The sequence below is a fragment of the Achromobacter sp. Root170 genome (assembly GCF_001428165.1).
Classification (GTDB): Bacteria; Pseudomonadota; Gammaproteobacteria; order Burkholderiales; family Burkholderiaceae_B; genus Achromobacter; species Achromobacter mucicolens.
This window is the reverse complement of sequence record NZ_LMHN01000016.1, coordinates 273,291-295,392: the sequence shown is the minus strand read 5'-3', so window position 1 is coordinate 295,392 and position 22,102 is coordinate 273,291. Positions and strand designations below refer to the sequence as shown.

The following is a 22,102-nucleotide window of genomic DNA, read 5'->3' as shown; positions in this document are numbered from 1 at the left end:
ACCATGAGCATGCAAACGCCAACCGATGCCGCCGCGCAAGCGGCCGCCGACCTCCCCGGAGGCGGCACCCCGCACATCACCGCCTGGCGGCAGATCCGCCAGGGGCTCAAGAGCTGGCCCGTCATGCTCGCGCTGGTGGTGCTGGCGGCGATCGTCTTCGTCGCCGTATTCGCGCCGCTCCTGGGCACGGTCGATCCCACCCTCCTCAATCCGGGCGCGCGCCTGAAGCAGCCCTTCACCGACTATCTGCTGGGCACCGACGCGTTCGGCCGCGACGTGTGGTCGCGTGTCGCCTACGGCGCGCGCATCTCGCTGATCGCGGGCCTGGGCGCCGCCGTGGTCAGCGTGGTCATCGGGCTGGTCATCGGCGTCATCGCCGGCTGGTTCCGGTCGCTGGACGGTCCGATCATGCGCACCATGGACGCCATCATGGCGATCCCCGGCATTCTGCTGGCGATCGCGCTGGTGTCGGTCACGGGCGCCAGCATCACGACCGTGCTCGTGGCCATCACCATCCCGGAAATCCCGCGGGTGGTGCGCCTGGTGCGCGGCCAGATCCTCAGCGTGCGCGGCGAGCCCTACGTCGAGGCCGCGCTGGCGCTGGGCACGCCGCTGCCGCTGCTCTTGTGGCGGCACATGGTGCCCAGCACGATCGCGCCGCTGACGGTGCAGGGCACCTACGTCTTTGCATCCGCCATGCTGACCGAGGCCATCCTGAGCTTCCTGGGCGCGGGCATCCCGCCCGAGATCGCGTCCTGGGGCAACATCATGTCCGAAGGCCGCATGTATTTCCGCATGCTGCCCGGCCTGATCCTGTTCCCCGGACTGTTCCTGTCGCTGACCGTGCTCAGCGTGAACATCCTGGGCGACGCCTTGCGCGACGCGCTGGACCCGAAAATGGTGCGCAGGATCTGATGCCGATGAACTATTCCCCCAATCCCCCCGCGGGCGATACCTCGTCCGCCATCCTGGCCATCCGCAACCTGTCGGTCGAGGTCGCCGGCGCGGGAAACCGCGTCGTGCGCAACCTGAGCCTTGACGTGCATGCCGGCGAAACGGTGTGCGTGGTCGGCGAGTCCGGTTCGGGCAAGTCCGTCACGTCGCTGGCCGTCATGGGCCTCTTGCCGCAAGGCATCCTGGGCATCAGCGCGGGCTCGATCCGCGTCGAGGGCGAGGACGTGGCCACGGCCACGCAGCGCCGGCTGCGCGAGCTGCGGGCCACGCGCATGGCGATGGTCTTTCAGGAACCCATGACCGCGCTGAACCCCGTGCACACGGTGGGCAAGCAGGTCGACGAGGTGCTGCGCCTGCACCGCAAGAACATGTCGGCGGCCGAGCGCCGAGCCAAGGTGCTGGACATGTTCCAGTCCGTGCACCTGCCCGACATCGAACGCATCTACGACGCCTATCCGCACCAGTTGTCGGGCGGGCAGCGGCAGCGCATCGTCATTGCGATGGCGCTGATCCTGGAACCCAAGCTGCTGATCGCCGACGAGCCGACCACGGCGCTGGACGTCACCACGCAAAAGCAGATTCTCGCGCTCATCAAGGAGCTGCAGGTCAAGCACCGGACGGCAGTGCTGTTCATCACGCACGACTTCGGCGTGGTGGCCGAGATCGCGGACCGCATCGTCGTCATGAACCGCGGCGACCTGATCGAAAGCGGCTCGCGCCACGAGATCCTGGCCGAGCCCAAGCAGTCCTACACGCGCCGGCTGGTGTCCTCGGTGCCCAGCCTGGTGCCCTCGCGCCGCGAGCCGCCCGGCGGCACGCCGGTGCTGCACGTCAAGGGCCTGGGCCGCACTTATGGCGCCAAGGGCTCGCTGTTCTCGCGCAAGGCGGCGCAGCACGTCATTGCCGCCACCGACGTCAACCTGACATTGCGCAAGGGCGAGATCCTGGGCATCGTCGGCGAATCGGGATCGGGAAAGTCGACGGTCGCGCGCTGCATCGTGCGGCTCATCGAGCCCACCGCCGGCCACATGATGATGGGCGGCGAAGACCTCAGCACGCTGTCCGGATCGGCGCTGCGTCCCGTGCGCCGCCGCATCCAGATCGTGTTCCAGGACCCGTACCGGTCGCTCAACCCGCGCCGCACGGTCGGCGAATCCATCATCGAAGGCCTGCTGAATTTCGGCGTGCCACGCGACGAGGCGCTAAAGCGCGCCAGCGAAACCCTCAGCGTGGTGGGGCTGAGCCCCGACGCGATGCGGCGCTATCCCCACCAGTTCTCCGGCGGCCAGCGCCAGCGCATCTGCATCGCACGCGCCCTGGTCATGGACCCGGAGATCCTGGTGGCCGACGAGGCCGTCTCGGCGCTGGACGTGTCGGTGCAGGCCCAGGTGCTGGAGCTGCTGGAACAGGTGCGCGAGCGCACCGGCGTGGGCGTGCTCTTCATCACGCACGACCTGCGCGTGGCCGCGCAGATCTGCGACACCATCATGGTGATGCAGCGCGGGCAGGTGGTGGAAACCGGCTCGGCCGAGACCGTGCTGACCGAGCCCCGCCACCCGTATACCCGCGCCCTGATCGATGCCGCCCCGGGGCGCGACTGGGACTTCCGCAACTTCCGGCCGATCGCGCCTGGCCTCTTGCCTGTCGCTCCCCCAGCCGCCTCCCCGGCCGCCTGACGCCTTTTTCGCATCACTGGAACCGAGATGCCGCAACCGCATGAAATGTCCGCCCAGGAACTCCTGCAGGCGTATCGCAGCAAGACCCTGTCGCCCGTCGAGGCCACGCGTGCCGTGCTCGATCACATCGAGCGCTGGGAGCCCCGGCTGCACGCGACCTATGCGCTGGATCCGGAAGGCGCGCTGGTCATGGCCCGCGCCTCGGAAGCCCGCTGGATGAAGGGCGAGCCGCAGTCCTGCGGCGGATTTTCGCTCGATGGCGTGCCCGCCACCATCAAGGAAAACATCGCCACCCGCGGCGTGCCCGTGCCCCTGGGCACCGCGGCCACCGACCTCACCCCCGCAGCGGCCGACGCCCCGCCGGCGGCGCGCATGCGCGAGGCGGGCGCAGTCCTGCTGGGCAAGACCACCATGCCCGACTACGGCATGCTGTCCTCCGGCCTGTCGAGCTTTCATGAACTGACGCGCAACCCCTGGGACCTGACCAAGAATCCGGGCGGCTCCAGCGCGGGCGCCGGGGCGGCCGCCGCCGCCGGCTATGGCCCCCTGCATATCGGCACCGACATCGGCGGCTCGGTGCGCCTGCCCGCCGCCTGGTGCGGCATCGCCACGCTCAAGCCCAGCCTGGGCCGCATTCCCATCGATCCGCCCTTCATGGGCCGCTGCGCCGGCCCCATGACGCGCACCATCACCGATACGGCGCTGATGATGGGCGTGCTGTCGCAGCCGGACGCCCGCGACCACATGAGCCTGCCCTTCCAGGAGATCGACTGGCTGAACCTGGACCAGGACGTGCGCGGCCTGCGCATCGGCCTTTTGCTGGACGCAGGCTGCGGACTGCCGCTGGATCCGGAAACCCGCGATGCGGTCGAAGCCGCCGCGCGCGCCTTCGAAGCGGCGGGCGCCATCGTCACGCCCATGCAGCCCTGGATGACGCCCGGCATGCTGGACGGCGTGGACCGCTTCTGGCGCACCCGTTCGGCCATCGACCTGGCCGCGCTGTCCGAAGAACGCCGCGCGAAGATCCTGCCCTTCATCCGCGCCTGGGCCGAAAGCGGCGGCGGCCACAGCGGCGAAGACGTGTTTCGCAGCTACTACGAAACGCTGAACGTGCGGGCACGCACGGTCGCCGCCTGCGCGCCGTTCGACTACGTGCTGTCGCCGGTGGCGCCGGTGGTGGCCTACAACGCCGAGTGGCCCTCGCCCACCAACGAGGTCGCCACCACGATGCACCACATCGGGTTCACGCTGCCCTTCAACATGAGCGAACAGCCCGCGGCTTCGGTCAATTGCGGCTACACGAAGGCGGGCCTGCCGATCGGCCTGCAGATCGCCGGCGCGCGCTTTGACGATCTGGGCGTGCTGCGCGTGGCGCGCGCGTGGGAACAGATGCGTCCCGCGCAGCGCCCCTGGCCGAAGCCGGTGTCGGCCCACTGACTTTCCACGGCAACCCACAGGAACATCCCATGCGTTGGCTTTTGGCAATGATCAAGCACGAGACGAACACGTTTTCGCCCGTGCCCACCCCCCTTGAGCGCTTCTTTCGCGGCAGTCCCGAGATCCTGGCCGGCGAGCGCGCCATCAAGGCCTACGAGAACACCGACAGCGGCCTGGGCGGCTACATCGAGGTCGCCCGCCGCGAAGGCGCGGAAATGGTCGTGCCGGTCGCGGCCGAATCCTGGCCCAGCGGTCCCGCCAGCGCGCAGACGCACGAGCGCCTGTGCACGCTGATCCTGGACGAGGTCAAGCGCGGCGGTTTCGACGCCATCCTGCTGGACCTGCACGGCGCGATGGTCGCCGAGGGCGTCGAGGATGCCGAGGGCGACCTGCTGCGCCGCCTGCGCGAGATCGATCCCACGACGCCCGTCGCCGTGACGCTGGACATGCACGCCAACATCTACGACGACATCGTGCGCAACGCCACGGTGATCAGCGGCTTTCATACGTATCCGCACGTGGACATCCGCGATGCGGGCGTGCGCGCGGCGAACGTCATCGTCCGCACGCTCAAGGGCGAGATCAAGCCGGTGATGACCTGGGCCAACAAGCCCATGCTGCCGCACATCATGTGCCAGGGCACGCATGCCGCGCCCAACAAGCCGCTGCAGGAGCGGTGCAAGGAACTGGAGGCCGGCGGCGTGCTGGCGGCCTCGGTTTTCGTGGGCTTTCCCCACGCGGACATCCGCGAGGCCGGCCTGAGCGCCGTCGTCTGTACCGACGGCAACCTGGCCGAAGCCGAACAGCATCGCGACGAATTGCTGGACCGCGCCTGGCGCGGCCGCGCCGACTGGGTGTTCCATTCCGAGCCGCTGGCCCCCACGATCGCGCGCGCCAAGGCCATCGAACAAGGCCCGGCCGTGCTGCTGGACCACTACGACAACACCGGTTCGGGCGGCACGATGGACACGACGGCCGTGCTGGCCGAGGTGCTGCGCCAGGAACTGGACAACGTCGTCTTCTACGCCATCTGCGATCCGCAGGCCGCGCGCGAAGCCGCCGCCGCGGGCGTGGGCAACACCATCACGCTCAAGCTGGGCGGCAAGCTGCCCATGCCGGCCATCAAGCAGCCCAGTGAACCGCTGGAGGTCACCGGCCGCGTCAAGCTGGTGTTCGACGGCGTCTACCTGAACCGGGGCCCCATGTATCGCGGCGTGCGCAACGACACGGGCCTGACGGTGGTCATCGACACCGGCCGGGTGGAGATCGTGGTGGTGTCCCGCCACCAGGAGCCCTTCGACATCAACTGCCTGCTGTCGGCCGGCATCGACCCGCTGCAAAAGCGGTATGTGGTGCTCAAGAGCCGCATCCACTGGCGCGCGGGATTCTCGGACATGGCCACCGAGATCATCGAATGCACCGGCGTGGGCGTCACGACCTCCGACTATGCCCAGCTTGATTTCAAGCACGTTCGGCGACCGATCTATCCGCTGGACCCCATCTGAATCCAGGCACTTTGTCGACAAAAAAGCCGGCGCACCCGCGCCGGCTTTCATTTTGAAATCTTCGGTAACTGCGCGCCTGCTTGGCGGGACACGTGTCTCGGTATACTCCGCCGCGGGCCTGACAGGCCGATGAACACGCGTATCCAGGACGGTTCCGCTAGCGCGGACGCGAGTGGCGCACCAAGCCACCGCTGCCGGATATGACTCGACAATCAACGATATAAGCAGAGCGATGAAAAAGAGCGTAGCGATCACCCTGGGCGTGGTCATAGTGGGAGCGGGAAGCTGGGTCGGCGCCACGTGGTACACCGGCAAGCGCATCGAAGAAGACGCGCAGCGTTACCTGGCGCAAGCCAACGAGAAGCTGGCCAAGGTCACGCCCCTGTTCGGTCTGCGCATCGACCAGCTCAAGTACGAGCGCGGCCTGTTCTCCACGCAAGCGCGCTATGGCGTGTCGTTCATCAAGAACGACAAGGGCCTGGACGACCTGCCCGGCGGCATGATCGAGTTCGACGCAAACGTCGAGCACGGCCCCTTCCCCAAGAGCGCCCTGGCGCGCGGCGCCATTGCGCCCAAGCTGGCGTTCATCCACACCGAAATCGCCAAGACGGACAACATCAAGCCCGTCTTCGAGCTGACCAAGGACGTGTCCCCGCTGATGAGCGACGCGATCGTCAGCTACAGCGGCAATGCGGTGACGACCGCCGCGGTCGCCCCCGTTACTGTCACGCACGACGGCAACGCGCTCGACTTCAGCGGCATGCGCATCGAAGGCACCTTCGACCGCGCCACCCAGGCGGTCACCGCGCACGGCGTGATGGACAAGCTGGCCGTCGACGGCACCAAGAGCAGCGACCCGGTGAAGATGACCGTGGCGGGCCTGACCATGGACGTCGACAGCCGCATGGGCAAGTTCGGCATTTCCATGGGCAATTCGGACCTGAAGATCAAGCGCGTGGACGTCCTGCGCCCCACCGACGACATGAAGGTGGCGCTGGACAACTTCAGCTATGGCGTGAAGCTGTCCGAGGACGACAAGGCGATCAACGTGCAGGCCGCCTATCAGACGGGCGACCTTACCGTGAACGACGTCGTGCTGGGCAACGGCCAGGCCGTGGTGAAGCTTGCCCGCCTGGACGGCCAGGCAGTCAAGCAACTGTCGGACACCTACAACCAGCTCATGCGCCAGTACATGCTGGGCGCCAGCGACGAAGGCCTGAAGGACGAACAGTTCGACGTCCTGCTGGACAACGCCGGCAAGCTGCTGGCCGGCAATCCGTCGTTCAGCATCGATCCGCTGAGCTGGAAAACGGCCAAGGGCGAAAGCAAGCTGACGTTCACGCTTGAAATGGCCAACCCGGCCAACGCCAAGGACCTGACCCCGCAGGAAATCGCGGTGCAGGCGATCAAGAAGATCGACGCCTCGCTGGTGATCTCCAAGCCGATGGTGCAGGACCTGATGGTGCAGTACGCCATGAAGAAGGAAGGCCTGACCGCCGAGAAGGCCGCGGCCGACGCCGACGAGAGCATCCGCCAGATGGCCGGCATGGCCGAAATGATGAACGTCGGCAAGAACGACGGCGACAACATCGTCGGCAAGTTCACGTTCGCCGATGGCATGGGCGACCTGAACGGGCAGAAGATCCCCGCCGATGAACTGTTCAGCGGCCTGCTGGGCGCCACCGGCATGAACGGCATGGACGACGACGATGAGCTGTCGGGCATCGGCATGGATTCCGACGAGGAATCCACCGCCGCCGCACCGGTGGCGGGCGTCATGCAGGACTTCAACCTGGAAGACGTCGCCAACATGCTGGACGACATGGGCTACACCGTCACCCGCACCGATGGCACCGACGGCCCCGTGCTGGTCCTGAACCCGGGCACCACCGGCGCCACCGACCTGCGCCTGGAGTTCCTGTGCAACGACTTCACGGAAAAGTGCCTGGACCTCGTGGCGACCGCCACGTATGCCACCAAGAAGCCGATGTCGCTCAAGGCGATCAACGCCTGGAACCAGGAATACCGCTGGAGCCGCGCCTACCTGGATGACAAGAACCAGGCTGTGCTGCAGATGGACATGAACGCCGAAGGCGGGCTGGGCAAGGACAACCTGCAGATCCTGCTCAACACCTTCATCAGCATCGCCGAAGACTTCGGCGCCGCGGCGAAAGCGCCCGCGAAATAATGCGCGGCCGGCCTGACGCCGGCCCCAGACAAAAGCCCCCGCCTGTGAAGGACGGGGGCTTTTTTATGCTGCCAAGGACTATGCGTACGCCTCGATCGGCAGGCAGGCGCAGACCAGGTTGCGATCGCCGTAGGCGTTGTCGACGCGGGCGACCGGCGGCCAGTACTTGCCGTCGCGCAGCGTGGCCACCGGGTAGGCGGCCTGCTGGCGCGGGTAGTCGTGCAGCCATTCCTCGGCCAGCAGCATCTGGGCGGTGTGCGGCGCGTTCTTCAGGACGTTGTCGTCACGGTCGCGTTCGCCGCGTTCGACCTGCGCGATCTCTTCGCGGATGGCGATCATCGCGTCGATGAAACGGTCCAGTTCGGCCACGCCTTCGGATTCGGTCGGCTCGACCATCAGCGTGCCGGCCACCGGGAAGCTCATCGTGGGCGCATGGAAGCCGTAATCCATCAGGCGCTTGGCGATGTCTTCGGCGCTGATGCCGCTGGTTTCCTTGAGCGGGCGCACGTCCAGGATGCACTCGTGCGCCACACGGCCGTTGCGGCCCGCGTACAGGACCGGATAGTGGTCGCGCAGGCGGGTGGCAATGTAGTTGGCGTTCAGGATGGCGACTTCGGTGGCGCGGCGCAGGCCGTCCGCGCCCATCAGCGCGATGTACACAAACGGAATCGGCAGGATGCCGGCCGAGCCGAACGGGGCGGCCGAAACCGGGCCGACCTTGGCGTCGCCGGGCAGCTTGCCCTGTTCGTTCACGACGCCCGGCAGATACGGCGCCAGGTGCGCGCGCACCGCCACGGGGCCCACGCCGGGACCGCCGCCGCCGTGCGGAATGCAGAAGGTCTTGTGCAGGTTCAGGTGGGACACGTCCGAGCCGAACTTGCCGGGCTTGGCCACGCCGACCATTGCGTTCATGTTGGCGCCGTCCAGGTAAACCTGGCCGCCGGCCTGATGCACCAGATCGCAGATTTCGGTCACGGCTTCTTCGAACACGCCGTGCGTGGACGGGTACGTGATCATCAGCGCGGCCAGCTTGTCGCCGACCTGCGCGATCTTGGCGCGCAGGTCCGTGAGGTCCACATTGCCATTGGCGTCCGAGGCCACCACCACCACGTCCATGCCGGCCAGCTGCGCCGAGGCGGGGTTGGTGCCGTGCGCCGACGACGGGATCAGGCAGATGTTGCGCTGGTGCTGGCCGTTGGCCTGGTGGTAACCGCGAATGGCGAGCAGGCCCGCGTATTCGCCCTGCGCGCCCGAGTTGGGCTGCAGGCTGATGTTGTCGTAGCCGGTGATTTCGCACAGCGCGGCCGACAGGCGGTCGATCAGTTCGACGTAGCCCTGGCTTTGCGAGGCGGGCGCGAACGGGTGGATCAGCGCGAATTCGGGCCAGGTGATGGGGATCATCTCGGCCGTGGCGTTCAGCTTCATGGTGCACGAACCCAGCGGGATCATCGTGCGGTCCAGGGCCAGGTCCTTGTCGGCCAGCTTGCGCAAGTAGCGCAGCATGTCGGTTTCGGACTGGACGCTGGAGAAGATGGGATGCGTCAGGATGGCGCTTTCGCGGGCCACCGAGGCGGGGATGCCACTGGGGGCTGCGGCGTCGAGCGCGTCGATGTCGAGTTCGACGTCATCGCGCTCCAGGCCGGCGGCGAAGACGTTGACCAGCGACTGCAGGTCGTCCACGGTGACGGTTTCGTCCAGCGAAACCGCCAGGCGCGCGCCGTCGACGCGGCGCAGGTTGATGTGGGCGCAGTCGGCGGCCGTCAGGATGGCAGGCGTCGCGGCGCCGGTTTCCAGCAGCAGCGTGTCGAAGAAGGTGTCGTTGACGACCTTGACGTCCAGCTTGATGAGTTCGGCGCGCAGGATCGCGGTGGCGCGCTGCACGCGCTCGGCGATGCGGCGGATGCCGGCGGGACCGTGCCACACGGCGTACATGCCGGCCATCACTGCCAGCAGCACCTGCGCCGTGCAGATGTTGGAGGTGGCCTTCTCGCGGCGGATGTGCTGTTCGCGCGTCTGCAGCGCCAGGCGCAGCGCGGGGTTGCCCTGCGCGTCCTTGGACACGCCGACCAGGCGGCCGGCCATGTTGCGCTTGAAGGCGTCCTTGCAGGCCATGAAGCCCGCGTGCGGGCCGCCAAAGCCGAACGGCACGCCGAAGCGCTGAGCCGAACCGACGGCGATGTCGGCGCCCCACTCGCCCGGGGCGGCCAGCACGGCCAGCGCCAGCAGGTCCGTCGCGCACGCCACCACGGCGCCTTGCGCGTGGGCGGCTTCGGCCAGCTTGCGGTAGTCGGACACGGCGCCCGTGCTGTGCGGGTATTGCAGCAGCACGCCAAAGCACTCGGGCAGGCCTTCGGCTTCGTCGCCGATGCGGATCTCGATGTCCAGGCCTTCGGCGCGCGTGCGCACGACTTCGATGGTCTGCGGATGCACGTGGCGCGAGATGAAGAACACCGGGCTCTTGGACTTGGCGCTGCGGCGCGCGAGCGTCATCGCTTCGGCGGCGGCCGTGCTTTCGTCCAGCAGCGAGGCGTTGGAGATGTCCAGGCCGGTCAGGTCGGCGACCATGGTCTGGTAGTTCAGCAGGGCCTCCAGGCGGCCCTGCGAGATCTCGGGCTGGTACGGCGTGTAGGCCGTGTACCAGGCGGGATTTTCAAGAATGTTGCGCAACACCACGTTGGGCGTCTGCGTGCCGTAGTACCCCTGCCCGATGTAGCTGCGGTAGACCTTGTTGCGGCCCGCCACCTGCTTCAGTTCGGCCAGCACGTCGGCTTCGCTGCGCGAGGCGGGCAGCGCCAGCGGCGCCTGGCTGCGGATCTTGGGAGGCACGACTTCTTCGATCAGGGCGTCCAGGCTGTCGCTGCCGATCACGGCAAGCATGGCGGCCTGGTCGGCGTCGGAGGGGCCGATGTGGCGGGGAATGAAGTCGGTATGGGTGTCTAGGGCGCGCGACATGGGGAGATCTCGGGGTAACGGGTGTCGTCCTGGGGACGGACGGTATTGCGTCTGGCGAGGGCGGCGGCGCCAAGGCGGCCCGCCTCCCTCGCGGGCGGCATCAGCCGTTGGCGACGGCTTCGTAGCCGGCAGCGTCCAGCAGCTTGTCGGCGTCGGCCGCGTTGTCCGGCTTGATCTTGAAGATCCAGGCGGTGAAGGCCGATTCGTTGATCAGGTTGGGGTTGCTTTCGAGTTCTTCGTTGAAGGCAACGATTTCGCCGGACACGGGCGCGTAGATGTCCGAGGCGGCCTTGACCGACTCGACCACGCCGGCGGTTTCGCCCGCGTTCAGCTTCGCGCCGACGTTCACGTCGCCGACGAAGACCAGATCGCCCAGCTGATCCTGGGCGGTGTCGGTGATGCCGACGACGAACACGTCGCCCTCGGCTTTGACCCATTCATGGGACTCGGTGTACTTGCGATCGGTGGGCAGACTCATGGGAACTCCTGAGGGAATGCGGGTAGATGAATGGTGTTGCGCGCCTCGCGCGGGCGGCCGTCGCCCAGACAGGGGCGGCGCACGCGCGAAGCTTCGAGTTTACGAGTGTTCGACGGCTTTGCCGTTACGCACGAAGGGCAGCTTGCACGCCACGGCGGGCACCCACTTGCCGCGGATATCGACCTCGACCGTATCGCCCGGGGCCACGCCTTGCGGCAGGCGGGCAAAGCCGATCGACACGCCCAGCGTGGGCGACATGGTGCCGCTGGTGAGTTCGCCCATGCCTTGCGGGGTGCGCACGGCCATGTGCGCGCGCATGACGCCGCGGTCCTTGAGCTTTAAGCCCATGAACGTGGCGGGCGTGGCGAATTGCTCGAGCGCATCGCGGCCGATGAAGCGGCGCTCGGCGTTCTTGAGGGACACGGTCCAGGTCAGGCCGGCCTGGCCGGGCTGGGTCAGTTCGTCCATGTCCTGGCCGTACAGGTTCATGCCGGCTTCCAGGCGCAGTGTGTCGCGCGCGCCCAGGCCTGCCGGACGCACGCCCTGGGCGGTCAGGTCACGCCAGAGCTGGACCACGTCGGCGGCGGGCAGGACGATTTCAAAGCCGTCCTCGCCGGTGTAGCCCGTGCGGGCGACCAGCGTGTCGTCGTCCAGGCGGGCGGCGACGAAGGGCGTCAGCGGTTCGGTGGCGGCTTGCCAGGACGGGCGGGCCGCCCAGACCTTGGCGCGGGCGTTGGGGCCCTGCACGGCCACCATGGCCAGATCGCGGCGCGGCGTGATGGCGACGTCGAACGCGCCGGCCTGCTTGACGCGCTGCATCCAGGCCACGTCCTTGTCGGCCGTGCCGGCGTTGACCACCACACGCCATTCGTCGGCGGCGAAGAAATAGATGATGAGGTCGTCGATGACGCCGCCCTGCGGGTTCAGCATGCAGCTGTAGAGCGCCTTGCCCGGCACGGTCAGCTTGGACACGTCGTTGGCGACCAGGCGCTGCAGGAATGCGAACGCGCCGGGCCCCTTCACGTCGACGTTGAGCATGTGCGAGACGTCGAACATGCCGGCGTCCTGGCGCACCGCGTGATGCTCTTCGAGCTGCGAGCCGTAGGCAAGCGGCATGTCCCAGCCGCCGAAATCGACCATGCGGGCGCCAGCGGCGATGTGTTCTTCGGCCAGCGGGGTGCGTTTGAGGGGTGCGGACATGCGGGGAACTCCGGGACGGCGTGATGCCAGGGTTACGGAATGCCGCTGATTGCGGGCGGATGGCGCCCGCGCAACGGCTGAATCTTCCGCCCCTCTGTCCTTTTGCCTGAGAGTTGCCCCGCGTGGCGGGTTTGCACCTTCGGCGCCTGGGCTGCTCGCCATGTCCCTGTTTCAGGGGCGGCGCCAGGTCTCTCCAGAGTACTGTTTTGCCGCATCCGCATGGCCGTGAGGCAACAAATGCGGGACGGGGCAAGCCTGCGCGGTATCGGTTACCTGAGCGATTCTGGGCGAATTGCGCCTTCGGCGGCGGCCGGGCTTGATGCCTTCGGCCACTCTCTCCCGCAGCATGCGTGACAGCGCCGAAAGCATACAACGAAAGCCCGGGGTAAGCCTAGGCCTGTCGCGCGGGGAGCGGCGCTAGCCCAGCGCCGTGTCCAGCAGCATCATCAGGACGAAACCCAGCATCAACCCGCAGGTGGCGTAGACCTCGTGCCCCTTGCGGTGCGATTCCGGGATGATCTCGTGGCTGATGACGAACAGCATGGCCCCCGCGGCAAAGCCCAGCCCCCACGGCAGCAGCGGCGCCGACCACCCGACGACCGCGGCGCCCAGCACCGCGCCCACGGGCTCGATCAGCCCGGACAGCATGCCCAGCGCCACCGCGAAGGTCCGCTTGTAGCCGGCGGCCAGCAAGGCGACCGCCACCACCAGTCCTTCGGGGATGTCCTGGATGGCGATGCCGGTGGCCAGCGCCGTGCCGCGCACCGGGTCGCCCGCGGCATAGCCCACGCCGATCGCCAGCCCCTCGGGCAGGTTGTGCAGCATGATCGCGAACACGAACAGCCAGGTGCGGCGCAGACGGTGCGCCTCCATCCCTTCCCTGCCCTTGATGAAATGCTCGTGCGGCAGCGTCCGGTCCATGAGCAGCAGCACGCCCCCGCCCAGCAGGATCGCGGCGCCCACGGTCAGGCCCGCGCCCCACGGGCCGTAACCCAGGTCCTCGCCCGCGGCGATGCCCGGCGCCACCAGCGAAAACGCGCTGGCGGCAAGCATGACGCCGGCGCCAAAGCCGAACATGCTGTCCTGCGCCTTTTGCGGAATGGTGCGGGCAAAGAGAATCGGCAACGTGCCGAGCGCGGTGGCGCCGGCCGCGACAAGCCCGCCAAGCAGCGCGTCCGCCACGTGCGGCGCCCGCACGTCCAGATAAACCCAGAGCTGGTAGAGGGCCAGGCAGGACACCATCACAGCCAGCGTCCAGACGCTGATGCTGGTGGCTGCCGGCCGTACGCGATGACGGCTGAAGGTATTCATAGGCGGCTGCGCTCCTTCGTGAAGATGCGCTCAGCCCCGTGCTGCGGCGTAGCGGCGCGAGACCTCGGGCCAGTTCACCACGGTGTAGAAAGCGCCGATGTATTCCGGCCGGCGGTTCTGGTACTTCAGATAATAAGCGTGTTCCCAGACATCCAGCCCCAGAATGGGCGTGTTGTCGTCCATCAGCGGGCTGTCCTGGTTGGCGCTGCTTTCGACCACCAGCTTGCCGGCGGGCGTCACGCTCAGCCAGGCCCAACCGCTGCCAAAGCGCGTCAGGGCCGCCTTGGTGAAGGCTTCCTTGAAGGCGGGCAGTCCGCCCAGGTCGGCGTCGATGGCCGCGGCCAGCGCGCCGTTCGGCTCGCCGCCACCCTGCGGCGACATGACGGACCAGAAGAGGCTGTGGTTGGCGTGGCCGCCGCCGTGGTTGCGCACCGCGCCGCGCACGGCGTCGGGCAATTCCTTGATGCGGGCGACCAGCGCCTCGACCGGCTCGTCCGTGTCGATGCGGGCGCCTTCCAGCGCGGCATTCAAACCGTTGACGTACGTCTGGTGATGCTTGGTGTAGTGGATCTCCATCGTCATCGCGTCGATATGGGGTTCCAGCGCGTCATAGGCGTACGGCAAGGGAGGAAGGGTGTAGGCCATGCGAGTCTCCGGCTGATCCGTCCCGGGCGGGACGAGCTTGATAAAGATCAAAACATAAATGATATGTATTTTTATTTGATATCACAATGCCGGATTGGCGATGGGTGCCGCAGCGGCGTCCGTAGCGGCGTCCGCAAAAGCGGAATGCGCGTCGCAGATTGGCGCTAAGCGCGCCGCGAAATCAAAGCGCCTGTCCGCAGGCGACGCCCGACGCCCACGCCCATTGGAAGTTGTAGCCACCCAGCCAGCCGGTGACGTCCACGGCTTCGCCGATGAAGTACAGCCCCGGAACCGACTTGGCCTGCATCGACTTCTGATCGAGGCCGCGCGTGTCCACGCCGCCGCGCATGACTTCGGCCTTCTTGTAGCCCGCCGTGCCGCTGGGCACGAGCGTCCACTGGTGAATATCCTGCGCCAATGCGCGCAGCGTCTTGTCGGGCGCGTCGGCCAGGCGCAGGGCCGCCAGGCCGGGCTTGCCGCCCTGCTCGGCCAGGTGCAGCCAGCGGTCGGCCAGCCGCTTGGGCCACAATCCCCCCAGCACCGTGTGCAACTGCTGGCGGTTGCCGGACTTGGAGGCCAGCAGTTCCTGCGCCAGGTCGCGTCCCGGCGCCAGGTCGATCACGATGGGTTCGCCCGGCTTCCAGTAGCTGGAGATCTGCAGGATCGCCGGACCGGACAGCCCCCGATGCGTGAACAACAGGTCTTCCAGGAACTCGCCGCGCGCCTTGCCCTGCCCGGTTTGCAGGTTCACTTCCAGCGCGACGCCAGACAGTTCCGACAGCGGCTGCCATTGCACGGGGTCGAAGGTCAGCGGAACGAGCGCCGGGCGCGGCTCAACGACCTTCAGGCCGAACTGGCGGGCAATCTTCAGCCCGAAATCCGTTGCGCCCAACTGGGGAATCGCCATGCCGCCCGTCGCGACGACCAGCTTGGCGGCCCGGATGACACCCTGGCTGGTGCGCAGTTCGAAGCCGGCCTCGCCCTGCGCGATCTCGGCCACCGAGCAGCCCATGCGCCATTGGACATTGCCCGCGCCGCACTCGGCGCGCAGCATGTCGATGATGTTTTCGCTGGAGTCATCGCAGAACAACTGGCCGCGATGTTTCTCGTGCCAGGCGATGCGGTGGCGCTTGATGAGCGCCAGGAAGTCCTGCGGCGTGTAGGCCGACAGCGCCGAACGGCAGAAATGCGGGTTTTCCGACAGGAAACTGGCGGGGCCGGCGCCGATGTTCGTGAAGTTGCAGCGCCCGCCGCCGGAGATCCGGATCTTCTCGGCCAGGCGCTGCGCGTGGTCGACCAGCACCACGCGCAGGCCGCGTTGACCGGCGACCGCCGCGCACATCATGCCCGCGGCGCCCGCGCCAAGCACTGCAACATCGAACATCAAGATTTCCGGCCCGCCCGTGCTTACTCTTCGATCAGGCAGTCAACGTAGTAACGCTTTTCGCCGTCCGGACCCACTTCGTCGGCCAGGCCGTGGATGTAGGTTTCGAAACCGGGGAAGCGTTCGTTGAACTCGCGCGCGAACTGCAGGTACTGCACGATGGTGCGGTTGAAGCGTTCGCCCGGGATCAGCAGCGGAATGCCCGGGGGATACGGCGTCAGCAGCACGCCCGTCACGCGGCCTTCGAGCTTGTCGATGTCGACGCGCTCGACCTCGCGGTGCGCCATGCGGGCAAACGCGTCCGACGGCTTGAGCGCGGGCACCATGTCGCTCAGGTACATCTCGGTCGTCAGGCGGGCCACGTCGCGCTCGCGGTAGGCTTCGTGGATCTGCTGGCAGAGGTCACGCAGGCCCATGCGCTCGTAGCGGCGATGGTCGCGGCAGAACTCCGGCAGGATGCGCCACAGCGGCTGGTTGCGGTCGTAGTCGTCCTTGAACTGCTGCAAGGCGGTCAACAGCGTGTTCCAGCGGCCCTTGGTAATGCCGATTGTGAACAGGATGAAGAACGAATACAGGCCGGTCTTTTCAACCACCACGCCGTGCTCGGTCAGGTACTTGGAGACCAGCGCCGCGGGAATGCCGGTTTCACCGAAGCTGCCCGACATGTCCAGCCCCGGCGTGATGACCGTGGCCTTGATCGGGTCCAGCATGTTGAAACCTTCGGCCATTTCGCCGAAGCCGTGCCAGTGGTCGTTGGCTTCCAGGATCCATTCGTCGCGGTTGCCGATGCCTTCGGACACCAGGCGGTTCGGGCCCCAGACCTTGAACCACCAGTCGTTCTTGCCGAACTCGGATTCCACCTTGCGCATGGCGCGGCGGAAGTCCAGGGCTTCGCGGATGCTTTCCTCGACCAGCGCGGTGCCGCCCGGCGGCTCCATCATGGCGGCCGCCACGTCGCAGGACGCGATGATCGCGTACTGGGGCGAGGTGGACGTGTGCATCAGGTACGCCTCGTTGAAGACGTTGCGGTCCAGCTTGCGGGTCTCGGACTCCTGCACGATGATCTGCGAGGCCTGCGAAATGCCGGCCAGCAGCTTGTGCGTGGAGTGCGTGGCAAAGACCATCGCGTCCTGGCTGCGCGGGCGATCCTGGCCGATGGCGTGCATGTCCTGATAAAACTCGTGGAACGACGCGTGCGGCAGCCAGGCTTCGTCAAAGTGCAGCGTGTCGACGTAGCTGCCGAGCTGCTGCTTGATCATTTCGACGTTGTAGATGACGCCGTCGTACGTGCTTTGCGTCAGCGTCAGGATGCGCGGATTCTTGTTGACCGCTTCGCGCGCGAAGGGGTTGGCTTCGATCTTCTTGCGGATGTTGTCCGGGTGGAATTCTTCCAGCGGGATCGGCCCGATGATGCCCAGGTGGTTGCGCGTGGGGCGCAGGAACACGGGGATCGCGCCCGTCATGGTGATGGCGTGCAGGATCGACTTGTGGCAGTTGCGGTCCACCACCACCACGTCGCCGGCCGCAACGTTGGCGTGCCACACGACCTTGTTCGAGGTCGACGTGCCGTTGGTCACGAAGAAACAGTGGTCCGCGTGGAAGATGCGCGCGGCGTTCAGCTCGGACTCGGCCACCGGGCCGGTGTGGTCCAGCAGCTGGCCCAGTTCGTCCACGGCGTTGCAGACGTCGGCGCGCAGCATGTTCTCGCCAAAGAACTGGTGGAACATCTGGCCCACCGGGCTCTTCAGGAACGCCACCCCGCCCGAGTGACCCGGGCAGTGCCACGAATACGAACCGTCCTGCGCGTACTTCACCAGCTCGCGGAAGAACGGCGGCGGCAGGCTGTCGACGTAGCTGCGGGCCTCGCGGATGATGTGGCGCGCCACGAACTCGGGCGTGTCCTCGAACATGTGGATGAAGCCGTGCAGCTCGCGCAGGATGTCGTTCGGAATGTGTTCCGACGTGCGGGTTTCGCCGTACAGGTAGATGGGAATGTCCGCGTTGCGAAAGCGCAGTTCGCCGATGAAAGCGCGCAGGTTCTTGATCGCGCTGGCCACGTCCTCGGGCGAGTCCACGTCGAACTCTTCATCGTCGATCGACAGGATGAAGGCGCTGGCGCGGCTTTGCTGCTGCGCGAACGAGCTCAGGTCGCCGTAACTGGTCACCCCGATCACCTCGACGCCCTCGGCCTCGATTGCTGCGGACAAGGCACGGATACCCAAACCGGACGCGTTCTCGGAACGGTAGTCCTCGTCGATGATGAAAATGGGGAAGCGGAATTTCATGCAGGCGCTCCTGGGGGCATGGCGAATCGGACGCGTATCGCGGCGCGAATGTACTGCGAGTAAAAAACCGTCCGAAGTCAGACGGCGCGAGCACCCGCCGGCGGCGGGAATTGCGGAATTGTAGGGCTGTTTTTCTTACAGCCCTAAGGGAAATCCCCAGAAGCGCCGGATCGGCCTATCGGATGGTCCGGGCTTCGCCCGTTTGCAGGGCTGTCATGAACATTTCAAAGTAGGCGGGGATGGCCTCGGCGGCCCCGTAGCGGATGCGCCGTTCGACCTTGGCAATGGCGCCAAAGCAGACTTCCGAGCCCGGTTCTCCGCAGACGAGAACCACGGGATCTTCGTCGTCGCAGACCTCGTACAGTCCGCCGTGCGCACGGCGGCCGACTTCGTAGAGATAGGCGGCGGCGCCGACGGTTTGCATGGGGGTCAGAGGCAGCGTGCCCAGATGGGCGGCCTCCAGCGCGTCGTCCAGCGCATGGACGCTGGACGGGGAGTAGTCCAGCAAGGCGCCGGTGGAACCGGCTGCCTCTACAAAGTCCTGCGCGGCACCCGCGACACGTGCCACGAACTCTTCCTGCACCTCATGGCGCGTCGCATCCTGGTTTGTCTTGAGGAAACCGAACATCAGTGGCTCCTTGTTCAAAACCGCAAGCGGCGATGGGGCCATTATAGGCAAGCCCGTCCTCCTATACTGCCCAAACGTTCCCTATTCCCAACACTTTGATTCCGCCATGAACGCCCCTGCCGTCCGCCGCCTGACCGCCCCCGATGCCGCCGCCCTGCGGCAATTGCGTCTGAACGCGTTGGTCGAAACGCCCGAGTCCTTCGGATCGAGTTACGAAGAGGAACACACGCTGACATTGGCGGACATCCGCGCGTGGATCTCGCCGGCCGACGACGGCGCCATGTATGGCGTGTTCCTGGGGGACACGCTGGCCGGCATCGTGGGCGTCAGCCGCCAGCGCAAGCTGAAGCTGCGCCACAAGGCGCATATCTGGAGCATGTATGTGGCGCCCGCTCATCGCGGACAGGGGCTGGGCCGCCTGCTCATGCGCGCGGCGATCGACCACGCGGCAACCATGCGCGGCGTCCGGCAGGTGCAGCTGAGCGTGACCGCCAACAACACGGCGGCGTCCGCGCTGTACGCCAGCCTGGGGTTCACGGTGTACGGCCACGAACCCGAAGCGCTTTGCGTGAACGGACAGCTCTACGATGAAACGCTGATGGCGATGCCGTTGTCGGACGGATGACCCGGCCGGTCAGCCCGCGCCTGCCCGGCGCCGCGCGCCGAACGCGCATACCTGATTGCGCCCGCCGTCCTTGGCCTTGTAGAGCGCCTGGTCGGCCGCCTTGATGACGGCGTCGGGCGCGCGCAGGGCATCGCTGCGCTCGGCCACGCCGATGCTGACCGTGACGCGCAGGGGCCGGGCGCCGCGCCCTCCCCGTCCGCCACGCCGGCGCTGGCCGATCTGGTCCGCCTTGGGACGGGCCGGCTTGTCGCGCAGGCGCATCTGGTAGGCCTCGATGGCGCGCCGGACCGTTTCCAGATGCGGCATGGCTTCGGCCGCGGTCTTGCCGGGAAACACCAGCGTGAATTCCTCGCCGCCGTAACGATAGGCTTGGCCGCCGCCCGGCACGCGCCGCAGCTGCGAGGCCACCATGCGCAGCACCTGGTCGCCCACGTCGTGGCCGTGCGTGTCGTTGAACGCCTTGAAATGGTCGACGTCGGCCATCGCCAGCGTGTAGACGCGGCCCATGCGTTGCAGCCGTTCGTTCAGCGCGCGGCGGCCCGGCAGGCCGGTGAGCTCGTCGCGAAACGCCATGTGAAAGCCTTCATGCGCCAGCGAGATGCACAGGGACGTCAGCGCCGCGGCGGACATGAGGGCCAGTTCGAGCGGCTGGGCCGCCCCGCGGGGCAGCGCCCACGCCATGCAGACAAAGCCCAGCCACTGCCCCGCCTGCTGCGGACGTCCATAGCGCAACAGCAACAGCGTCAACGTCAGGCCGGTGGCCAGCAGCGCAATCAGCGCCTCGGCCGGCACGCCCATGCGCGCCAGCGTGCCCTGCAGCGCAATGGTGCTGAACAGCTCTTCCACGCCGTCCTTGCCGGCCAGCGCGATGATCGCCGCGCCCGCGGCCATCAGGCCGACGCGCAGCGCCACGTCGATCAGCATGCTGGACCGTTCGGACCACATGGCGTTGATGGTGTAGACGAGCGACCACCAGGCCAGCACAGGCCCCATCGCCCACGGCGCGTCCCGAACCAGCGTGGGCCATGCCGCCGTGACGGCCAGCACGCACAGCATCAGCGCCATCGTTTGAGAGCGCTGATACATCAGGCAGATCGCCGAGCCGATCAGCGCCATCACCCACGGCACGAACGGCACGATCAGGCTCAACGCCGGCGGCCATTCCCGCCAGAACAGCAGTCCGATCGCGGCGGCCACCGGCAACGCGGGATAGAACAACAGGGGCAACCAGGGGATGTGGGGGTAACGCACGGATTGGGCCTTGCTAACGCTTGCAGAAATGACGTCGCCAAATCGGCAAACACATGTAATCTTTTTACGGACGCGGCAGGAGGTTCTTTAGCGCAGGCCGCGTAACGACGCGGCGCCCCACCATCACAAGGCCTCCATGAGAATCCTGGTCAATATCGATGTTCCTGATCTCGAACACGCCATCGGCTTTTATCAGGCCGCTTTCGGTTTGACGCTGAACCGCCGGCTGGGCGCGACGGGCGCCGAACTGCAGGGCGCCGACGCCCCCATCTACCTGCTCGAGAAAGCCGCCGGCACACCGGCGGCCGGTGCAGTGCGCCAGCCGCGCGACTACGCGCGGCATTGGACGCCCGTGCATCTGGACGTGGTGGTGGACGACGTGGACAGCGCGGTCGCCCGCGCGGTGGCCGCCGGCGCGCGCCTGGAGGATCCGCCCGCCACGCACGCCTGGGGCCGCATCGCGCATCTGGCGGACCCTTACGGCCACGGCATCTGCATCCTGCAATTTCTGGGGCGCGGCTACGACGAACTGGCCAGCGACGCGCAGGCTGGCGCCGCGCCGCTGCGCTTTACGCCCGCAACGCAGGCGGATTTCGAGGCGCTGCTGGCCTTGCGGATCGACGCCATGCGCGACAGCCTGGAGCGGCTGGGCCGCTTCGATCCGGACCGGGCCCGTGAGCGGCTGCGCGGCACCTTCCGCCCCGAGTGCACCTGGCACATCGAGGCAGACGGCGATCGCATCGGGTTTTATTGCCTGCGCCCGGACGGCGAAGGGTTGCGGCTGGATCATCTGTACGTGCATCCCTGTGCGCAAGGACGAGGCGTGGGCGGCCAGGTGCTGCGCCGGATCTTGCGGGACGCCGACCGCGACCGCCAGGCAGTGACCCTGAGCGCGTTGCGGGGCAGCGATTCAAACCGCTTCTATCGCCGGCACGGCTTCGTGCAGACCGGCGAAGGAGAATGGGACATCGAATACCTGCGGCCGCCGGCCGCAGGCTGAGGGATCAGGTGCGCGGCAGCGTGACGCCGCGCTGGCCCTGGTACTTGCCGCCACGGTCGCGGTACGAGGTCTCGCAGACCTCGTCGCTTTCCAGGAACAGCATCTGCGCGCAGCCTTCGCCGGCGTAGATCTTGGCAGGCAGCGGCGTGGTGTTGGAGAACTCGAGCGTGACGTGGCCTTCCCATTCGGGTTCCAGCGGCGTCACGTTGACGATGATGCCGCAGCGCGCGTAGGTGCTCTTGCCCAGGCAGACCGTCAGGACGCTGCGCGGAATGCGGAAGTATTCCACCGTGCGCGCCAGCGCGAACGAGTTGGGCGGAATGATGCAGACGTCGCCCTTGAAATCCACGAACGAGCCTTCGTCGAAATTCTTGGGATCGACGATCGTGGAATTGATGTTGGTGAAGATCTTGAATTCGTCGGCGCAGCGCACGTCGTAGCCGTAGCTGCTGGTGCCGTAGCTGACGATGCGCCCGCCATTGGCCGTACGGACCTGACCCGGTTCGAAGGGTTCGATCATGCCGGCTTCGGCCTGGCGGCGGATCCAGCGGTCGCTCTTGATGCTCATGGTGGGTGTGGTGCT

General features: G+C 67.1%; 17 protein-coding genes and 2 riboswitches. Of the genes, 7 read left to right on the top strand and 10 right to left on the bottom strand.

Annotation, left to right across the window (positions count from 1 at the left end; translation table 11 throughout):
* Window positions 1-9 precede the first annotated feature (9 nt).
* The 5 genes from ASD87_RS19340 (at window position 10) to ASD87_RS19320 (ending at window position 7,760) form a co-directional block, all read left to right on the top strand.
* Window positions 10-915 (top strand): ABC transporter permease, encoded by a 906-nt coding sequence (locus ASD87_RS19340; protein WP_056325963.1) that lies wholly within the window; start codon window positions 10-12, stop codon window positions 913-915.
* Between the two features lie 5 nt (window positions 916-920).
* Complete coding sequence (locus ASD87_RS19335) at window positions 921-2,630, top strand: ABC transporter ATP-binding protein (protein ID WP_056325253.1); 1,710 nt, start codon at window positions 921-923, stop codon at window positions 2,628-2,630.
* Between the two features lie 27 nt (window positions 2,631-2,657).
* A complete protein-coding gene (locus ASD87_RS19330; protein ID WP_056325250.1) occupies window positions 2,658-4,067 on the top strand; it encodes an amidase in 1,410 nt (469 codons plus the stop codon).
* A 29-nt stretch (window positions 4,068-4,096) separates the two neighbouring features.
* Entirely contained in the window at window positions 4,097-5,572 is a 1,476-nt protein-coding gene (locus tag ASD87_RS19325) for a M81 family metallopeptidase (RefSeq protein WP_056325247.1), read from the top strand.
* 232 nt (window positions 5,573-5,804) lie between these two features.
* Window positions 5,805-7,760 carry a DUF945 family protein gene (locus ASD87_RS19320; RefSeq protein ID WP_056325244.1) on the top strand — a complete coding sequence of 652 codons (1,956 nt, stop codon included), beginning with the start codon at window positions 5,805-5,807 and terminating at the stop codon, window positions 7,758-7,760.
* A 78-nt stretch (window positions 7,761-7,838) separates the two neighbouring features.
* On the opposite strand, the gene gcvP is transcribed toward ASD87_RS19320, so the two are convergent.
* The 8 genes from gcvP to ASD87_RS19280 all read right to left on the bottom strand — a co-directional run bounded on the left by gcvP (window position 7,839) and on the right by ASD87_RS19280 (window position 18,643).
* A complete protein-coding gene (gene gcvP / locus ASD87_RS19315; protein ID WP_056325241.1) occupies window positions 7,839-10,712 on the bottom strand; it encodes an aminomethyl-transferring glycine dehydrogenase in 2,874 nt (957 codons plus the stop codon).
* A gap of 100 nt (window positions 10,713-10,812) precedes the next feature.
* Window positions 10,813-11,190 carry a glycine cleavage system protein GcvH gene (gcvH, locus tag ASD87_RS19310; protein WP_056325238.1) on the bottom strand — a complete coding sequence of 126 codons (378 nt, stop codon included), beginning with the start codon at window positions 11,188-11,190 and terminating at the stop codon, window positions 10,813-10,815.
* Between the two features lie 99 nt (window positions 11,191-11,289).
* Window positions 11,290-12,390 carry a glycine cleavage system aminomethyltransferase GcvT gene (gene gcvT, locus ASD87_RS19305; RefSeq protein WP_056325237.1) on the bottom strand — a complete coding sequence of 367 codons (1,101 nt, stop codon included), beginning with the start codon at window positions 12,388-12,390 and terminating at the stop codon, window positions 11,290-11,292.
* Between the two features lie 84 nt (window positions 12,391-12,474).
* Window positions 12,475-12,597, bottom strand: a riboswitch (glycine riboswitch).
* 43 nt (window positions 12,598-12,640) lie between these two features.
* A riboswitch (glycine riboswitch) is annotated at window positions 12,641-12,742 on the bottom strand.
* Between the two features lie 65 nt (window positions 12,743-12,807).
* Window positions 12,808-13,701: a ZIP family metal transporter gene (locus tag ASD87_RS19300; protein WP_056325234.1), complete on the bottom strand. Its 894-nt coding sequence runs from the start codon at window positions 13,699-13,701 to the stop codon at window positions 12,808-12,810.
* A gap of 30 nt (window positions 13,702-13,731) precedes the next feature.
* Entirely contained in the window at window positions 13,732-14,346 is a 615-nt protein-coding gene (locus ASD87_RS19295; RefSeq protein ID WP_056325231.1) for a superoxide dismutase, read from the bottom strand.
* 181 nt (window positions 14,347-14,527) lie between these two features.
* Window positions 14,528-15,730: an NAD(P)/FAD-dependent oxidoreductase gene (locus tag ASD87_RS19290; protein WP_056325228.1), complete on the bottom strand. Its 1,203-nt coding sequence runs from the start codon at window positions 15,728-15,730 to the stop codon at window positions 14,528-14,530.
* 23 nt (window positions 15,731-15,753) lie between these two features.
* Window positions 15,754-18,015 carry an arginine/lysine/ornithine decarboxylase gene (locus tag ASD87_RS19285; protein ID WP_056325225.1) on the bottom strand — a complete coding sequence of 754 codons (2,262 nt, stop codon included), beginning with the start codon at window positions 18,013-18,015 and terminating at the stop codon, window positions 15,754-15,756.
* A 175-nt stretch (window positions 18,016-18,190) separates the two neighbouring features.
* Window positions 18,191-18,643, bottom strand: coding sequence for a hypothetical protein (locus ASD87_RS19280; RefSeq protein ID WP_056325223.1), 453 nt, complete (start codon window positions 18,641-18,643; stop codon window positions 18,191-18,193).
* Between the two features lie 106 nt (window positions 18,644-18,749).
* Here ASD87_RS19280 and ASD87_RS19275 point away from each other — a divergent pair, with 106 nt between their 5' ends.
* Window positions 18,750-19,268, top strand: a complete 519-nt coding sequence (locus ASD87_RS19275) for a GNAT family N-acetyltransferase (RefSeq protein ID WP_056325220.1) — start codon at window positions 18,750-18,752, stop codon at window positions 19,266-19,268.
* Between the two features lie 9 nt (window positions 19,269-19,277).
* On the opposite strand, the gene ASD87_RS19270 is transcribed toward ASD87_RS19275, so the two are convergent.
* Window positions 19,278-20,519, bottom strand: a complete 1,242-nt coding sequence (locus ASD87_RS19270) for a diguanylate cyclase (RefSeq protein WP_056325218.1) — start codon at window positions 20,517-20,519, stop codon at window positions 19,278-19,280.
* Window positions 20,520-20,655: 136 nt separating this feature from the next.
* Between ASD87_RS19270 and ASD87_RS19265 the strand changes: the two genes are divergently transcribed.
* Window positions 20,656-21,519: a GNAT family N-acetyltransferase gene (locus tag ASD87_RS19265; protein ID WP_056325215.1), complete on the top strand. Its 864-nt coding sequence runs from the start codon at window positions 20,656-20,658 to the stop codon at window positions 21,517-21,519.
* Window positions 21,520-21,523: 4 nt separating this feature from the next.
* On the opposite strand, the gene dcd is transcribed toward ASD87_RS19265, so the two are convergent.
* On the bottom strand, window positions 21,524-22,087 hold the full coding sequence (gene dcd / locus ASD87_RS19260; protein WP_008166733.1) for a dCTP deaminase: 564 nt from the start codon (window positions 22,085-22,087) through the stop codon (window positions 21,524-21,526).
* Window positions 22,088-22,102 lie beyond the last annotated feature (15 nt).

Bases quoted from the DNA above. Each gene is read 5' to 3' on its own strand.
- ASD87_RS19340 (WP_056325963.1), top strand. From the start codon at position 10: ATGCAAACGCCAACCGATGCCGCCGCGCAAGCGGCCGCCGACCTCCCC.
- ASD87_RS19335 (WP_056325253.1), top strand. From the start codon at position 921: ATGAACTATTCCCCCAATCCCCCCGCGGGCGATACCTCGTCCGCCATC.
- ASD87_RS19330 (WP_056325250.1), top strand. From the start codon at position 2,658: ATGCCGCAACCGCATGAAATGTCCGCCCAGGAACTCCTGCAGGCGTAT.
- ASD87_RS19325 (WP_056325247.1), top strand. From the start codon at position 4,097: ATGCGTTGGCTTTTGGCAATGATCAAGCACGAGACGAACACGTTTTCG.
- ASD87_RS19320 (WP_056325244.1), top strand. From the start codon at position 5,805: ATGAAAAAGAGCGTAGCGATCACCCTGGGCGTGGTCATAGTGGGAGCG.
- gcvP (WP_056325241.1), bottom strand. From the start codon at position 10,712: ATGTCGCGCGCCCTAGACACCCATACCGACTTCATTCCCCGCCACATC.
- gcvH (WP_056325238.1), bottom strand. From the start codon at position 11,190: ATGAGTCTGCCCACCGATCGCAAGTACACCGAGTCCCATGAATGGGTC.
- gcvT (WP_056325237.1), bottom strand. From the start codon at position 12,390: ATGTCCGCACCCCTCAAACGCACCCCGCTGGCCGAAGAACACATCGCC.
- ASD87_RS19300 (WP_056325234.1), bottom strand. From the start codon at position 13,701: ATGAATACCTTCAGCCGTCATCGCGTACGGCCGGCAGCCACCAGCATC.
- ASD87_RS19295 (WP_056325231.1), bottom strand. From the start codon at position 14,346: ATGGCCTACACCCTTCCTCCCTTGCCGTACGCCTATGACGCGCTGGAA.
- ASD87_RS19290 (WP_056325228.1), bottom strand. From the start codon at position 15,730: ATGTTCGATGTTGCAGTGCTTGGCGCGGGCGCCGCGGGCATGATGTGC.
- ASD87_RS19285 (WP_056325225.1), bottom strand. From the start codon at position 18,015: ATGAAATTCCGCTTCCCCATTTTCATCATCGACGAGGACTACCGTTCC.
- ASD87_RS19280 (WP_056325223.1), bottom strand. From the start codon at position 18,643: ATGTTCGGTTTCCTCAAGACAAACCAGGATGCGACGCGCCATGAGGTG.
- ASD87_RS19275 (WP_056325220.1), top strand. From the start codon at position 18,750: ATGAACGCCCCTGCCGTCCGCCGCCTGACCGCCCCCGATGCCGCCGCC.
- ASD87_RS19265 (WP_056325215.1), top strand. From the start codon at position 20,656: ATGAGAATCCTGGTCAATATCGATGTTCCTGATCTCGAACACGCCATC.
- dcd (WP_008166733.1), bottom strand. From the start codon at position 22,087: ATGAGCATCAAGAGCGACCGCTGGATCCGCCGCCAGGCCGAAGCCGGC.